This is a genomic window from Winogradskyella forsetii, from assembly GCF_013394595.1.
Taxonomy (GTDB): Bacteria; Bacteroidota; Bacteroidia; order Flavobacteriales; family Flavobacteriaceae; genus Winogradskyella; species Winogradskyella forsetii.
In genome coordinates this window covers 1-15995 of record NZ_CP053348.1, presented here as the reverse complement: position 1 = coordinate 15995, position 15995 = coordinate 1, and the positions used below count along the sequence as shown (strand labels likewise).

Annotated in this window: 16 protein-coding genes; 9 read left to right on the top strand and 7 right to left on the bottom strand. The window is 33.6% G+C overall.

The features are described from left to right. The first annotated feature begins 52 nt into the window (after positions 1–52). From HM987_RS00080 to HM987_RS00070, 3 genes are read left to right on the top strand one after another with little or no spacing between them, the layout of a single operon-like run. Entirely contained in the window at positions 53–406 is a 354-nt protein-coding gene (locus HM987_RS00080) for an arsenate reductase family protein (protein ID WP_179004148.1), read from the top strand. Next, entirely contained in the window at positions 399–1292 is an 894-nt protein-coding gene (locus HM987_RS00075; RefSeq protein WP_179004146.1) for a DMT family transporter, read from the top strand. The genes HM987_RS00080 and HM987_RS00075 overlap by 8 nt, the downstream gene beginning before the upstream one ends. Position 1293: 1 nt before the next feature. Then, positions 1294–2427 carry a peptidogalycan biosysnthesis protein gene (locus HM987_RS00070; protein WP_179004144.1) on the top strand — a complete coding sequence of 378 codons (1134 nt, stop codon included), beginning with the start codon at positions 1294–1296 and terminating at the stop codon, positions 2425–2427. A 311-nt stretch (positions 2428–2738) separates the two neighbouring features. On the opposite strand, the gene HM987_RS00065 is transcribed toward HM987_RS00070, so the two are convergent. Continuing rightward, complete coding sequence (locus HM987_RS00065) at positions 2739–3218, bottom strand: acyl-CoA thioesterase (RefSeq protein WP_179004142.1); 480 nt, start codon at positions 3216–3218, stop codon at positions 2739–2741. Between the two features lie 155 nt (positions 3219–3373). On the opposite strand from HM987_RS00065, the gene HM987_RS00060 reads away from it, so the two are divergent. From HM987_RS00060 to nadD, 3 genes are read left to right on the top strand one after another with little or no spacing between them, the layout of a single operon-like run. Next, entirely contained in the window at positions 3374–4231 is an 858-nt protein-coding gene (locus HM987_RS00060) for a YicC/YloC family endoribonuclease (RefSeq protein ID WP_179004140.1), read from the top strand. Positions 4232–4280: 49 nt separating this feature from the next. Continuing rightward, on the top strand, positions 4281–4877 hold the full coding sequence (gmk, locus tag HM987_RS00055; protein WP_179004138.1) for a guanylate kinase: 597 nt from the start codon (positions 4281–4283) through the stop codon (positions 4875–4877). Beyond that, a complete protein-coding gene (gene nadD / locus HM987_RS00050) occupies positions 4874–5452 on the top strand; it encodes a nicotinate (nicotinamide) nucleotide adenylyltransferase (protein ID WP_179004135.1) in 579 nt (192 codons plus the stop codon). The genes gmk and nadD overlap by 4 nt, the downstream gene beginning before the upstream one ends. A gap of 116 nt (positions 5453–5568) precedes the next feature. On the opposite strand, the gene HM987_RS00045 is transcribed toward nadD, so the two are convergent. From HM987_RS00045 to HM987_RS00030, 4 genes are all read right to left on the bottom strand, one after another. Next, complete coding sequence (locus tag HM987_RS00045; protein ID WP_179004133.1) at positions 5569–6207, bottom strand: hypothetical protein; 639 nt, start codon at positions 6205–6207, stop codon at positions 5569–5571. A 113-nt stretch (positions 6208–6320) separates the two neighbouring features. Continuing rightward, a complete protein-coding gene (locus HM987_RS00040; RefSeq protein WP_179004131.1) occupies positions 6321–6680 on the bottom strand; it encodes a YraN family protein in 360 nt (119 codons plus the stop codon). A gap of 36 nt (positions 6681–6716) precedes the next feature. Then, positions 6717–7478, bottom strand: coding sequence for a HEAT repeat domain-containing protein (locus HM987_RS00035; protein WP_179004129.1), 762 nt, complete (start codon positions 7476–7478; stop codon positions 6717–6719). A gap of 1 nt (position 7479) precedes the next feature. Next, complete coding sequence (locus tag HM987_RS00030) at positions 7480–8505, bottom strand: S66 peptidase family protein (RefSeq protein WP_306293672.1); 1026 nt, start codon at positions 8503–8505, stop codon at positions 7480–7482. 82 nt (positions 8506–8587) lie between these two features. Between HM987_RS00030 and metG the strand changes: the two genes are divergently transcribed. Then, positions 8588–10678 carry a methionine--tRNA ligase gene (metG, locus tag HM987_RS00025; protein WP_179004127.1) on the top strand — a complete coding sequence of 697 codons (2091 nt, stop codon included), beginning with the start codon at positions 8588–8590 and terminating at the stop codon, positions 10676–10678. A gap of 89 nt (positions 10679–10767) precedes the next feature. On the opposite strand, the gene HM987_RS00020 is transcribed toward metG, so the two are convergent. Both HM987_RS00020 and HM987_RS00015 read right to left on the bottom strand, forming a co-directional pair. Next, positions 10768–13374, bottom strand: coding sequence for a tetratricopeptide repeat protein (locus HM987_RS00020; protein WP_179004113.1), 2607 nt, complete (start codon positions 13372–13374; stop codon positions 10768–10770). A gap of 4 nt (positions 13375–13378) precedes the next feature. Continuing rightward, a complete protein-coding gene (locus HM987_RS00015; protein ID WP_179004111.1) occupies positions 13379–14569 on the bottom strand; it encodes an AAA-like domain-containing protein in 1191 nt (396 codons plus the stop codon). A gap of 232 nt (positions 14570–14801) precedes the next feature. Between HM987_RS00015 and HM987_RS00010 the strand changes: the two genes are divergently transcribed. After that, positions 14802–15293 carry a lipocalin gene (locus HM987_RS00010; RefSeq protein ID WP_179004109.1) on the top strand — a complete coding sequence of 164 codons (492 nt, stop codon included), beginning with the start codon at positions 14802–14804 and terminating at the stop codon, positions 15291–15293. A 46-nt stretch (positions 15294–15339) separates the two neighbouring features. Continuing rightward, positions 15340–15987 carry an OmpA family protein gene (locus tag HM987_RS00005; protein WP_370622881.1) on the top strand — a complete coding sequence of 216 codons (648 nt, stop codon included), beginning with the start codon at positions 15340–15342 and terminating at the stop codon, positions 15985–15987. Positions 15988–15995 lie beyond the last annotated feature (8 nt).

The following is a 15995-nucleotide window of genomic DNA, read 5'->3' as shown; positions in this document are numbered from 1 at the left end:
ATTCGTGATAAATACGGTTTCTTTGCATTTTGAACTTTAAACTGCTTTGATTATGAACAAAATATATTATTTAAGCACCTGTAATACCTGTACACGAATCATTTCAGAACTCAATCTACCCGAAGGATTTGAACTTCAAGATATAAAATCAGAACCAATTACAATCCAGCAGATTGAACAAATGCGAGAATTGACAGATAGCTATGAAAGTTTATTTAGCAAGCGCGCAAGACTCTATAAGGAATTGGGTTTAAAAGATAAATCGCTATCCGAAGACGATTATAAAACCTATATTTTGGAACATTATACGTTTTTGAAACGACCGGTAATACTTTTCAACAATCAGATTTTTATTGGTAATTCAAAAAAAACAGTTGAAGCTGCAAAACAAATCATAAATGAATAGTAGAGGATTTGCGATTTTTGCTGTATTAATGGTTCAATTACTTTATGGATTAAATTATACGATCGCAAAAAACGTAATGAACGAAAACTACATTAAACCCTTTGGATTTGTACTTTTAAGAGTCGCAGGCGCTACTCTAATGTTTTGGCTCATAAGTCTTTTTCTACCGAAACAAAAAATTGAAAAAAAAGATTTTTCAAAGCTTTTAGTTGCCGCTATTTTCGGAGTTGTTGTTAATATGTTGTTCTTTTTTAAAGGGTTAGAATATACTTCGCCAATACACGCCTCCGCAATTATGACGGTTATTCCTATTATCATTCTTGTACTCTCTGCTTATGTCTTAAAAGAAAAAATAACAAAACTTAAAATCTTTGGTGTGTTTTTAGGATTGTTAGGTGCTTTATTTCTAACGCTATATGGCAAATCTGCTAGAGCAGGAGACAATGTACCATTAGGAAATTTACTGATATTTTTAAATGCCGTATCCTATAGTATTTATGTCATACTCATTAAAAAGCTCATCGCTAAGTACCATCCGTTTGCCTTTATTAAGTGGCTGTTTTTATTTGGGTTAATTATGCTTACGCCTTTTGGATATAGCGAGTTAAGCGAGATTCAATGGCAAACTTTCACGCCTAATATTAGCTACTCGGTTTTGTTTGTAATCATAGGTGCTACTTTTGGGACATACTTGTTGAACCCTTTAGCGTTGAACAAACTAAAGGCATCTACAGTGGGTATATTTGTATACCTTCAACCTGTAATTGCAGGCCTTTTTGCACTTTCGTTAGGTGTCGATTCCATAGACGCTGTGAAAATTGGGGCGATGCTACTTATTTTTGTTGGCGTATATATTGTAACAATGAAACCAAAAAAAGCAAATTAATTTGTCCTTAAAATCAGAAGTCTTTAAAACCGTTGATGCTATTCCACAATCCTATTGGAAAAGCTTAGACTGTGGTACAAATAGTTATTATTCGCCTGAATTTTTAAGTGCTTTTGAACGCGCCAATACGGCTATTGAATTCAACTACATTTTTATATTAAAAGATAAAGAAGCCGTCGCTTTTGCGAATACACAAATCGTTACTATCGGTATAGAAACCATTACTAAAAACATTACGATGTCTGATAAAATTAGACGCGTAGTTAATAATATGTTCTGCAATAACCACATTAAAGTATTATTCTGTGGCAACGTATTTTTAAGTGGCGAATATGGAACGTTTTTAAAAGATGGCGAACCAAAAATTGAAACCTTTAAAGCCATAGCAGAAGGTGTAAAACAGATTTCAAAAAACACCAAAAAACTTAGTGCCATATTTGTTAAGGATTTTGAGAACGAATCACTCTATATTACCGACCATCTAAAATCCTTTGATTATGCGGCCATGCAAGTTGAGCCGAATATGATCATTACCCTAAAACCCGAATGGCAATCTTTTGAAGATTACACCAATGCCTTAAAATCTAAATACCGAGTAAAAGCGAATAGAGCAGATGCCAAAAGCGACCTTTTGGAAGCCAAATTGTTTACTGAAAATGATATTGAAATCCATAAAAATGAACTTCAAGAACTATATCAAAATACCATTGATAATGCCGACTTCAACGCTCAAATTTTGAATCTCGACACCTATATTTATCTCAAAAAAGCATTCAAAGAAAAATTTATTGTAAAAGGCTATTTTCTAAATGAAAAATTAGTTGGCTTTTTGTCTGCTATGCAGAACGGAACACATCTCGATGCGCATTTTATAGGAATTGATTATGCGCACAATAAAGAATTTTCAATATACCCAAGAATTTTAAATGACTATGTAAGGCTAGGAATAGCGACAAAATCTGACCAAATCAATTTAGGCAGAACCGCCTCCGAAATAAAAAGTACCCTTGGTGCAGCGCCTAAAACGCTCACTTGTTATTGTAAACATAAACGCTATTTAACCAATCAGGTTTTGAAACCATTTATAAAGAATATTCAGATAAAATCTTTTAAGCAGCATTCGGTTTTTAAGTAATAAATTCCTGGGAAAGCAGGAATCTAATAAATATGGTATATCAGATCTAGTCATTAGTCTGAAATATATTCTTTTAAATCAGGTACCTACATCCTTATGGATGAATAAACGTATTGTATTCAACTATTTGCTATTAAATTTGGTCAAGCAACATCGATGAAATATAGGTTGAGATAAAATTCCAGATGAAACTTTTAGTAAATGGGATAATTTTACAAAGAAGCTTGAAAAAATAGTTGACAAGAAAAGATTCTTATTGCTTATTAGACCTTTCAGGTTTTGAAAACCTGAAAGGTCTTTATATAATGAAATTATAGTTCCATGGCCTTCGGCTTCACACCATGCTTACGGGTATCTGCTTTAGTCAACACCTTAAAACTATCCGATTTTGGGAATTCTTGGGCTAATTCCAGCAACGTTTTTGGCAAAGCGGTTAATTTTCTTGCTTTCAAATCAATCCAAGCGCCTTGCATTTCACAATAGGCCAAATTTTCGCCTTTATGATTGTAAAAATAATGCTCAAACATAAATAACATACCGTCATCGCTCAATCCTGACACTTCGATAGTTACTGTAATGGGTGTCCCGATAAAAGATTCCTTAAAATAATACATATGTTCGTAAAACACTACAGGTCCTACATTATGATTCATTATTTCTGGCATAGAAAACCCTTGTTCGGCAAAGAAAGACATTCTTGCATGACTCATAAAATTGGTGTAGGCAGAATTGGCCAAATGACCATTAGCATCCACATCGCTCCAACGGATTTCAAATTGTTTTTTGTACATAAAATTGATTTAAAATAAGAATCACAAAGTTATAAAAGTCTATTGTGGTAATCGATACCTTTCTAAACTATTTAAAACCGTTCAGTTTTGTACCTTTGTGCAACAAAAGCAGATAAGTTTTTGAACTTTATCTGATATTAAATCAAAGCATCTTAATGATACAATCCATGACAGGTTATGGGAAATCTGTACTACAGCTCCCAACAAAAAAAATATCCATAGAATTAAAATCCCTAAACAGCAAAAGCTTAGACCTCAACGCACGCATGCCTTCCATGTATCGCGAAAAAGAGTTAGAAATCCGTAAGTTAATCGCAAAACACCTTGGGAGAGGAAAGGTGGATTTTTCGCTTTTTGTTGAAATAACAGGCGAAGACACCAGCTCTAAAATCAACAAAACAGTTGTAAAAGAATACATTAAGCAACTCAAAGAAGTGGTCGATGGAGACGCTACGGAACTCTTGAAAATGGCCATTCGTTTGCCAGATGCCGTAACTACTGAACGCGATGATATTGATGAAGAAGAATGGGCTTTAATTGCCAACGGCATCAATGAGGCCATCACCAAAATTGTTGAATATCGCGAGGATGAAGGCGCCACTTTGAAACAAGATTTTGTAGATAGAATTACCACCTTAAAACGCTTACTTAACGAGGTCATAACAATGGATCCTGATCGAATTGATGGTGTAAGGGCACGATTAGAAAAAGGCATTGCTGATATTAAAGAAAAGGTGGATGAAAATCGTTTTGAACAAGAGTTGGTCTATTATATTGAGAAATTTGATATTACCGAAGAAAAAGTAAGATTAGACAATCACTTGGATTATTTTACAAAAGCGCTAAAATCTGATGATTCCAATGGAAAAAAATTAGGGTTTATCTCTCAGGAAATTGGACGGGAAATCAATACTATCGGTTCAAAATCCAATTATGCACCAATGCAAAAGCTTGTGGTACAGATGAAAGATGAACTTGAAAAGATCAAAGAACAAATGCTGAATGTACTATAGACGAGTTGACAGTCACAGTCGCAGTATTCAGTAAAAAATTAGTCAAAAAGTGTCAGAAATTAAAAACGAAAAACAAGGCAAACTCATTGTGTTTTCAGCACCATCTGGATCTGGAAAAACAACTATAGTGCGTCATTTGTTAAAACAACCTGAACTCAATTTAGAATTTTCCATTTCGGCAACCTCACGTGAAAAACGTGGTAATGAAGTAAATGGAAAAGATTATTATTACTTATCCCTTAAAGAATTTAAAAACCGTATTAAAAACGATGAATTCTTAGAGTGGGAAGAAGTGTATAGAGATAATTTTTATGGCACCTTAAAAACCGAAATTGCACGGATATGGGCAAAAGGAAAACATGTTATTTTTGATATTGATGTGTCAGGTGGACTGCGTATCAAACGAAAATTCCCCGAGCAAACTATTTCCATTTTTGTTAAACCTCCAGATTTAAACGAGCTCGTAAGACGCTTAAAAGATCGTGGAGAAGAAAGTCCAGAAAAAATAAGTATGCGTGTGGCAAAAGCACCAGCCGAATTAGCTACAGCGCCACTTTTTGATCATATTGTAGTTAATGCTAACTTAGACGACGCTTTAGAAAACGCCTATAATTTAGTCTCAGATTTTATTAAAGAGCAATCATGAAAATCGGTTTATATTTCGGCACCTTTAACCCTATCCATGTAGGCCATTTAACCATTGCCAATCATTTGGCAGAACATAGCGATTTAGATCAGGTTTGGTTTGTGGTCACACCATTGAGTCCTTTTAAAAAGAAAAGTAGTTTACTGGATAACTACCATCGTTTAGAAATGGTGCATTTGGCAACAAAAGAGTATGACAAACTAAGGCCTTGTGATATTGAATTCGGGTTAAAGCAACCCAACTATACCATTGATACGCTCACGTATCTTTTTGAAAAACATCCAAATTATGAGTTTGCCCTGATTATGGGAGAAGACAATTTGAAAAGCTTTCACAAGTGGAAAAACTACGAACTTATTTTAGGGAACCATAATATTTATGTGTACCCAAGACTTTCTGAAGGTAACATAGCTACCCAATTTAAGGACCATCCAAAGATCATTAAAGTAGATGCACCAATTATGGAACTCTCTTCAACATTTATTAGAAAGGAGATTAAAGATAGAAAAAACGTGCGTCCTATGTTGCCAGAACATGTATGGCAATTTGTTGATGAGATGAATTTTTACAAATAGAATATTATCACTCCTATTAATCAGAAATATTTTATAGAAATTCTTAATACACTTATGATAAAAAAAGAGCGACTTTTTAGTCGCTCTTTAATATTTATAATCGTATTCAATGCCTTTTAATAGATACAAGATGATAGGTACGATTGTATGTAAGTCGCCCAACTTCTCCCAGGAAATTCCATTACGGTATAGCCATTGTTTGTATTGCTTCGGCCTATTGAACCACCTCCGTCATTAGAGCCACCAGCCCAAGCTGTTTCTTCGCCGTTTGGTCCAAGGACAACCGCGTGTGCCGCCAAACAATATAAGTCAGAATCATCAGGAATAGCGTCTAAATTTATATGATAGACTACCCTATTAACTTCTGTACTGTGAGGTTCTTTATGATCAAATTTTCCAATTTTAGGATTTCCAGAACCCGTAGTTGGTGCCCAACCTTCACTACAATCGCCTACATTTATATGTGTTTCATCTATTGTCCATCCAGGTATTGTGGCATAAGTGACAATTAAATCTGTTTCTGTTTTAGTGACGCCTAACGCACCTACATAGATGTTTTGTCCGGCCATTAAATTAACACTATAGCAAAATTCAATCTGTTCGCTAGATCTACTTAAATTACTATTATCGTAATTTCTGTATTCAGTAACTCTAAAGTAATTTTCTTCATCAATATCATCCGATATTTGCTCTGAACTACAATTGAATAAAACACTTAGACACATAAGGCTAAGCAAGTATAATTTTACTTTCATATGATGATAGATTTTGGGGTTTATATCTCGAAACTAAAGCTTTTTACGATGAAATCATAATTTTTTCGACGAACTACATAATGAGGTACTGTTAGATTTTTGGGTTAGTGCTCTTAAAAGTGATAAAAAGCATCTTCATAATGCGTAAGTTGTTCGGTCATTTTATTCTTCAAAACTGCAATGATATCAAACCGCGTTTCTAAATCGATATCATTTTCAATAATAAATGCGTCCATGGCTTTTACCAATAATTTAATTTTACCTGGAGTGACAAATTCTTGCGGATCTCCAAAAAAGTCAGAATTTCGGGTTTTTACTTCCACACAAATCATAACATTATTGTGCTTTGCTATGATATCTATTTCGGCTTTCTGAAACACGAAATTGCGAGCCATAATCTTATAGCCTTTTGCAAGCAGATAATCTGTTGCTAATTGTTCGCCTAGTTTTCCGAGTTCGTTATGTTGTGCCATGTTAACTTCCCACGAAAGTGGGAATCTTTTTATGGATTAAACTTTATAATTAGCATCAATATAGTCAATTGCTTCTTGTTGAGATAATATCGCAAATTTTTTATAGCGATGATGTACATCAACAATTTCATCCAAAGCTTTTTGAACTAGTTCTTTATTTTGCCATAAATTTAGGTGGTTAACAACGGTTTGCAAACAACCTCTCTTATATGCTATTTGACCTAAAACATGAATTAAAGTATCAGAAACACGTCTGGTGTCATCCCATTCCAGTTCTTTGAGTAGCGGTAAAATATCTTGAGGATGTGTTCTTCCCCTCAGCTCAATCCCATGGCAAATCTCTCTTCGTATTTCTTTATCTTCATGTTTAAGATATGGTCTTGCCCAAGCCAAAACAGGAACCTGATTGCATTCCCCCATTTTCTTTATAGAGCCAATGACGGCATTCCGAACACGATGGTGCTTATCAAACAAACCCGTATCCATAAACGCTTGAATCTTTTCAAAATGAAATTTACCAATTTCACCTGCCGCATTGATTACGGTTTGCCTAACCAATTCGTCATCAGATTGCATCAGTTTTTTTAATGTTGAAAGAATAACGGCTTGTAATTGCGGCTGAGCATAGAATATTTTACCGATGGCTAAATAGCCTGTTTTTCTAATATAAGTATCGTCATCCGAAAAATAAGTTTCAATGCTTTCAACTTCTTTTTGCTCTATATCATTTTCAATATCTCGATTGAGTTTTGCGACTAATTGAATTCTTTCTTCTTTAGGTAAATCGTAGAAAGTCATTTTATCTCTCAAAATTAACAGATGAACTTTCCTTGGTGACCTTCAAATCAACCTTCCTTCCCAAAACCAAAGCCCTATTGTCTTTTTCGTGTCCAGCAGGCATATTAAAGGCAATAGGGAAATCGAATTCCGATAAGGCATCGAGTATTAACTGCTCCACAGAAGTTCCCCAAAGCGTCGTGTTTTTGCGCATTCTAGACATATTACCAACAATGAGACCGTTTAAATTATCAAAATAACCAGCGCGCTTCATACTTTGTAACATACGGTCAATATGGTATTTATATTCGCCAATTTCTTCAATAAACAAGATTTTTCCAGAAGTGTCAATACTGGTTTTAGAGCCTAACATGGTATGCAACAAAGTCAAATTTCCTCCAATTAACACTCCAGAAGATTCTCCCACTCTATTAAATTCGGAACCTTTTAAAGTATAGTTCTCTACATTACCGAAAATATCAGATTTAAAAGTTTCCACTGTTTCTTTGATGTCATTGAGATCTTTAGTTAAACTCACACACATCATAGCATGCAAAGACTGAAATCCTTCAATATGTAATTGATTATGCAACGCTGTAATATCAGAGTAACCGATAACCCATTTAGGGTGTTTCTTAAATTTGGTATAGTCTAATTTATCTAAAATCCTGACGGTACCGTAACCACCTCTTGCACACCAAATGGCACTTATTTTTGGATCGTCCATGGCGTTTTGTAAATCTTCGCAACGCTCATCATCTGTACCTGCAAAATGATCTGCTTGTTTAAATACATGTTCCCCAACTACGGCGTGCAAACCCCAACTTTTTAAGAGAGCAATCCCTTTTTGTACTTCGTCTTCATTATGCTTTAAAATTCCAGAAGGTGCCACTATAGCCACCGTATCTCCTGCTTTTAAATATGGAGGTTGTATTAATTTTGAAGTCATTTCTGAAGAATTATTAGTTTTTTTTTGTGCTTGCACATCATTCATTTTTATACAAAAACTCGCTAAAAGCAAACATAATAAATAGGGCTTATAATTCATAAATACAGCTTTTTGTAAAAGTACATTTTTTTTCTAAATCCCTTATATATTGCGTACTTTTGTGCCTTTAAAAACCTGAAACATGTCTAAGAGATACACCATAACCGCAGCATTACCATACACCAATGGCCCAATCCATATTGGTCATTTAGCAGGCGTTTATGTACCAGCCGATATATATGCACGTTATTTACGATTAACAGGAAATGATGTAGCCTTTATTTGCGGTAGCGACGAACATGGTGTACCAATTACCATAAAAGCGAAAAACGAAGGTGTTTCACCACAAGATATCGTAGATAAATACCATGCTATTATCAAGAAATCCTTTGTGGATTTCGGAATTACGTTTGACAACTATTCGCGTACCACGGAAAAAATCCATCACGATACGGCTCAAGAGTTCTTTAAAACGCTTTATGACAAAAACGAATTTGTAGAAGAAGTTACCGAACAACTTTACGATGAAGAAGCCAATCAGTTTTTAGCGGATCGTTTTGTGACAGGAACTTGCCCTAAATGTGGCAATGAAGAAGCGTATGGCGACCAGTGTGAAAACTGCGGATCGAGCTTAAATGCCACGGATTTAATAAATCCAAAATCGGCCATAACAGGTAACGTACCCACTTTAAAAGAAACTAAGCACTGGTTTTTACCTTTAAATAAATACGAAAACTTTTTAAAAGAATGGATTTTAAAAGGTCATAAAAAAGACTGGAAATCCAATGTTTACGGCCAAGTTAAATCTTGGGTTGACGATGGTTTACGTCCAAGAGCCGTAACTAGGGATTTGGACTGGGGAATTCCGGTTCCTGTTGATGGTGGCGAAGGCAAAGTACTTTATGTTTGGTTTGATGCGCCTATTGGTTACATCTCTTCTACCAAAGAATGGGCAACTCGAGAAGGTAAAAATTGGGAAGACTATTGGAAAGATGAAAACACAAAGTTGGTTCATTTTATAGGAAAAGATAATATTGTGTTTCACTGCATCATTTTCCCTGCGATGTTAAAAGCTGAAGGTTCTTATATTTTACCAGATAATGTGCCAGCTAATGAATTCTTAAATTTGGAAGGCAAGAAATTATCAACCTCTAAAAATTGGGCCGTTTGGTTACCAGATTATTTAGTGGATTTCCCAAATCAGCAAGATGTGCTGCGTTATGCACTAACGGCAAATGCACCAGAAACAAAGGACAACGATTTTACTTGGAAAGATTTTCAAGCCAGAAACAACAACGAATTGGTGGCGATTTTTGGAAATTTCATCAATCGTGTAGCGGTCTTAACTAACAAGTATTACGATGGAGTGGTCCCTAAACCAGGCGAATACACAGCAGTTGATGAAGAAACTATGGCAGCTGTAAAAGCCTATCCTGCGGTAATTTCAAGTTCTATTGAACGTTACCGTTTTAGGGAAGCAAGCCAAGAACTCATGAATTTGGCCAGGCTTGGAAACAAGTACCTAGCCGACGAAGAACCATGGAAAACCATCAAAACAGATGAAGACCGTACCAAAACCGTTATGTTTGTGGCTTTACAAATTTCAGCGGGTTTGGCCATTTTATCTGAACCGTTTTTGCCGTTCACTTCAACAAAATTGAAAAATATTCTTTCTCTCACATCGAGCGCAATCGAGATGTCTTGGGCAGACATTTCAACAAAAGACATTTTACTTCCAGCAAATCATAAACTTCAAGAAGGAAAAGCCGATTTATTATTCTCGCCAATTGAAGATGAAGAAATTCAAAACCAGCTCGACAAATTAGAAGCCAGCAAAAAAGCCAACGAAGCGGCAAAAAAAACCGTAGAACCTCAAAAAGAGGAAATCATTTTTGATGATTTTACAAAATTGGATTTAAGAGTTGGTACCATTCTCGAAGCTGAGAAAATGCCAAAAACGAAAAAACTCTTGGTTTTAAAAGTCGATACAGGCATTGAAATTAGAACTATCGTTTCTGGTATCGCAGAAAGCTTTAAACCAGAAGATGTTATTGGTAAACGTGTTACCGTTTTAGTGAATTTGGCACCTAGGAAGTTACGAGGCGTTGAAAGCCAAGGCATGATTTTAATGACTCAGGATGAAAGTGGTGGTTTGGTTTTTGTGAATCCTGATACTTCGACTTCGCTCAGTACAGGTATTGAAAACGTTTCAAATGGTTTACAGATTAGTTAAATAGAAGTTATCTGCCACATTGAGCGCAGTCGAAATGTCTTGTAAACTAAGATTTAGGTTTTAGACTGCGCTCAAACTGACATTATCTATTACTTTTTATAATCATAAAATTTTTGTCTTTCTTCAATATACAACATAACATCTTCTACTGTTTCTTTGATTTCTGGTGGAATTGAGAGTTCTATTTGTTTGTTTTCCGGCTTAACTAAAAGAGAGGTTACAAAATATACCACCGCGTAACGCTCTTTTAATTCTTCTCCAAATTCTTTGCTATTAAACAAATTGTAAATTATGTTTTTTTGTTTGTGAATTAAGAATTCAATTAAAATTTCTTCAAGTTTTTCTGTACCAAATTTTTGGATTAAATACTCTATTCTTTTTTCAACATCTTTAAAAACACCATTCCAAATTTCTATTAAAACCTCAAAAAGTAATAATAGTTGTTTTTCATAAAGCTTATTATAATGTTGAATACTATTTAAAGCTTCTTCTTTCTTATAGTTTTCTGAATAAAATAAGGTCAATAAATGCACTAAAGAACTATCAACGCCATTTTCTATTGCTAATGAATAATATTTTTCTGCTTTTTCTAAATTACCTTGTTTGAGATATAGATGTCCTAAGTTATTCATCCCATCACTATATCCTTTTTTTATGGAGAATAAATAATGTTCTTCAGCTTTTGCAAAATTGTTTTGTCTTTCATAAAAAAGTGCTAAGTTAATTGCAGTACTATAATCACCTTTTTCTATTGCTAATAAGTAATATTTTTCTGCTTTTTCTAACTTATCTTGTTTGAGATATAGATTTCCTAAATTTTTTAAAGCATCAATATTACCTTCTTCAATGGCCATTAAATAACATTCCTCTGCTTTTCCAAACTTATTTTGCTTATTGAATAGATTTCCTAAATTATACCTAGCATAAATACTACTTTTTTCAATTGCTAATAAATAATACTCTTCTGCTTCCACGAACCTACCTTGTTCGTGATAAAAATTGCCTAAATCATTTAAGGAATTTAAATCCCCATTTTCAATTGATAATAAATAATATTTTTCTGCTTCCTCAAACTTATCTATAAGGTTATATAACGTTGCTAAATAAAGTAAGGCATCTTTATTATTTTTATCTATTGCCGCGAAATAATTCTTTTCAGACTCTGCGAAATCTTTCTTTGCCTCATTTAAATAACCTAACATAAGAAACTTTACCCCATCTTCTTCATTCTCAATTTCTTTAGTGATTTTAATCGCTTCGTCAAATTTATTCGATTCTAATAATACAAGAGTCTCTTGATGAATTTCTTTATACCTTTTAGGTAATTGTATTAAACTATCCTTGTTTATTTTATTTAAACCTTCTACTAAATCAATAATTTGGTCTCTTTGTGCGGTAGAAGTATATTTACTTTGACTTATAGCTTTTGAAATCAATAGCGTTTTATCATAAGGAATTTTGTTTTCAGATAAATCCTTAATATGATTTGCTGTAATTCTTTTAAAATCTTCTTGGTCATACCAACATTCTAAAAATATACTCAACCATTTAGCCTTTCGTTTTTGTACTGGATTACCTTGTGTAATAATAAACCACATATTAAAAAAACGTTCTGAAATACGATATAAATGGTTTTTTTTACCGGTTTCAATTTTGGTTACAATACCTTTATCTACTAGAGTTTTAAGATTTGCAGATATTAATTTACTTTCCATACGGCATTGCTCTACCAATTGTTTAGTGGTACAGGCTGTCCAAATAAAAGCCATTTCTGTTATTATTTTACGTAATTGTGGCGTGAGCGTTATTAAACGTTCTTGATAAACTGGTGTTACTTTATCCATAATTTTTTTTAGATATTCATAACCATACAAATAAGAATTGTCCAGTAAAATCTCAATAAAAAATTGTAAGGTTCGTGGTAAACCATCAGTTAAAATCCTAATAGCTTCAATTTTACCTCTGTTATTTTTTACAAAAGCTCTTAGCTCTTCAATATTTAAAGTGTCACTCCAATGTAAAATGAGTTTAATCATTTCTTGCGTAGACAAGGACTCTAAGCGATGCTGCCTAAAAAATTCATAAAACGGTAAATCGTATTGCCAAAAATGTTCGCTCATTCTTGTACTACCTCCAATGATTTGTACTTCATTATAATTTATCAAGGTTTCTCTCAGTAAATTACCATCGTCAGTAAAGTTTTCGATTATTCTATCAAAATTATCTAATAATAAAACTAGTTTCTTTCTCTCTTTTTTTAAATAAACGTGAATGACGTCATATAAATATCTGGTGTACTCATCATCAGATGAAAATGATTTATATGATTTTAGTTCTGCATTAAAATCGAACCTGTCCTCCAATTCGTTGATAACTTCTAACCACAGATCAAACAACCTATAAATACTAGATTGCTCTTCTGCTAAGTTAATCGCTATATATTTTTTGACGAGTACTTCGCTTTCATCAATTTCAATTTGAATTCTTTTTAGTAAAGTAGATTTTCCACTACCTCTTCTACCTAAAACCAATTCGTGCTGAAGTGGATCTTTAGCTTTTTTAGACTTTAAGGCATTTATGATTTGCTGAAATTCTGCCAGCCTAATTATAAAATTATCTTTTATGGATTTATTATCGTTGTTTGCCGATTGATAAAACGATAACTTACTTGAAAATTCTGACGGTTTATGTTTCATTGAATTATGCTTTATAAATTGGGTTTGTTCTCAACCAATATTGTTTTAGAAATGGCGAAATAAATCGGTATTTATCATTGTCATTATATAAATAACCATCATGTACTAAATCGTAAACCAAATCCATATAATCTTCGGTTTTGTTTGCTTTAACAGCCATATCATAGAGGTCTTGTGCTGTTATATCATCTTCATGAGAAGTTTTGATTAATACTTGATTAACAAAACTAAAATCTTCTGGTTTTAGATAATCTTTAAGTCTCTTTTTCCAATCGGTAAAATAGCTGTTGTCTTTCATTATTTTATTAAACGCATTGTCGATGTCATTAGACATTATATTTTTTTCTTGTGAAATCATAGCCGACTTATCCATTTCATCGAGCATAAGATTTATATAATATGGCACAAAATATTGGATCTTATCTTTAAAATACATAGTCGAAGTTTTATCAAACACAATTGAGGCATCTTTAACAGCCCAGTTTAAATAATCATCAAATTGTTCATTGTCTAAAGCAGGACAATCAATGCTTTTAATATCATTTATATCTGAAGTTCTTCCATCAACTTGGTTAACCACATGATGAATACCTATTGAACCAGCGATAACAAATTTTAGCATTTTATAATCTTCCTCTTGTCTCCAATGTCTCAGATTTTTTAATATTGAAATTGCTTCTTCATTTTTACCTGATTTATGAAGTGTATGAAGCACTTCTGGCAACTCATCTATAAGCAAAACAATAACTTCGCCTTCTTGATCTAGTTGTGGTAAAATTTTATTTATCTCGTAAACATAATCGAGCGTTTTACCTTCAAATTTTAATGATGTGGCACTAATTTCTGTTAAACCAATTTGTTTAAAATAATTTTTAATTTTTTCTTTATTAGTAGCAAACTTACTTAGACATTTCAAAATCAATTCGTACAATGTTTTATAAAACATTATTTCTGTATTTATACCTTGTATGTTTTCAAATATCATTTTATAACCCTTTTTAGGATTGTTAGTTATTGATTTCATTACAGAAGTTTTACCAACTCTACGTGGTGCAGATATCAAAATGTTATTTCCTTTTAAGATTTCTCTCCAAATTTCATCTTCAATTAATTCTCTTTCGTAATAATAATCTCCGGTAGCACCTGAACCAATTATAATTTTTGGTGAAATCCACCCATCTTCTTTTGACATCATTTATATTGTTTAATTGTTTTGACAACAAATATACTGTTAAATATTTTGACAGCAAAATAATTGTCAAGTTTTAAATCTTACCAGAAACAGCTAGATAATATTGCTAAACCTAGTTGAAATTCGTTTAAATCGTTTGGGAAGAAGGATTAGCTAATGCATCAACAATTTATCCTTTTGAAATAACACTCCGATTATTGTTTACCTAGTTTTGATTAGAAACAAAACTTAAACAATGAAAAAGATAACCATAGTATTCATAACTCTACTCTTTTTAGCTTGTGGAGCCTCAAAAACGGTTCGGGATTCTAGAAAGACCATAAAAGGAGATTGGACATTAACGTCCATAAAATCCTCAGCCATTGGAGATATAAAAATCACGCTTCTTAACGATGCCGAAAAAGCCTGCTTCGAAAATAGTTGGTGGCAATTTATACCCAATAACAACACAGGAATCTACACGCTTTCTGGTATGGGCTGTTCAGCAGACCAACGCTATTTCGTATTTACAATAGACGAAGTTTATGATGAAGCTACAGGATTATATAATTTCCTCTTAAAACCTACCAATCAAAAAGGCAAATCTGAAACCAATTCAGGATTCAGGTTACAACTCACATCACTAACGGATACTAATATGCAATGGCAGCAAACTGTGAGTTTGGATGGAAAGCCCATCACCATAACTATGAACTTTACAAAAATTGAAAATTATGATAATATTTAAAAATAAATCGAATTTAGCCATAACCTTGTCACTCCTATTAGTGTTGATGACAAGTTGTAAGGCTGTAGATAATGCCAACAACAAACAAAAAGGAGCGGTCATTGGTGCTGCTGGAGGCGCCATTTTAGGTGCCATAATCGGAAATAACGTTGGCGACGGTAACAATAGCGAATTAGGTGCAGTCATTGGAGGCGTTGTCGGTGGAGGTGCTGGTGTTTTAATCGGAAGGAAAATGGACAAACAAGCCAAAGAAATCGAAAATGAAATTCCTGGCGCCACCGTAGAACGTGTTGATGATGGAATCGTTATAACTTTTGATGAGAAAAGCGGTGTTTATTTTGCTACCGAGAAATATAATATTAACGCAAAATCGCAAGAAACGCTTAACAAATTAGCAGGCGTATTTATCGAATATCCAGATACTAATATCTTGGTTGTTGGCCATACGGACAATACTGGTAATGATGCTTATAACATGACCTTGTCTAAGAACAGGGCACAAGCCGTAACTAATTATTTAATGAGCAAAGGATTGAGCAGTGGCCGATTTACAACCCATTGGTTCGGCGAAGAGCAACCGATGTACGATAACAGTACAGCAGAAGGTCGTTCTAAAAACCGACGTGTAAACATTGCCATTGTTCCAGATGAAAACATGGTCAATGAAGCAAAAAGGGAAGCTGGTTCCAATTAATAAACTTT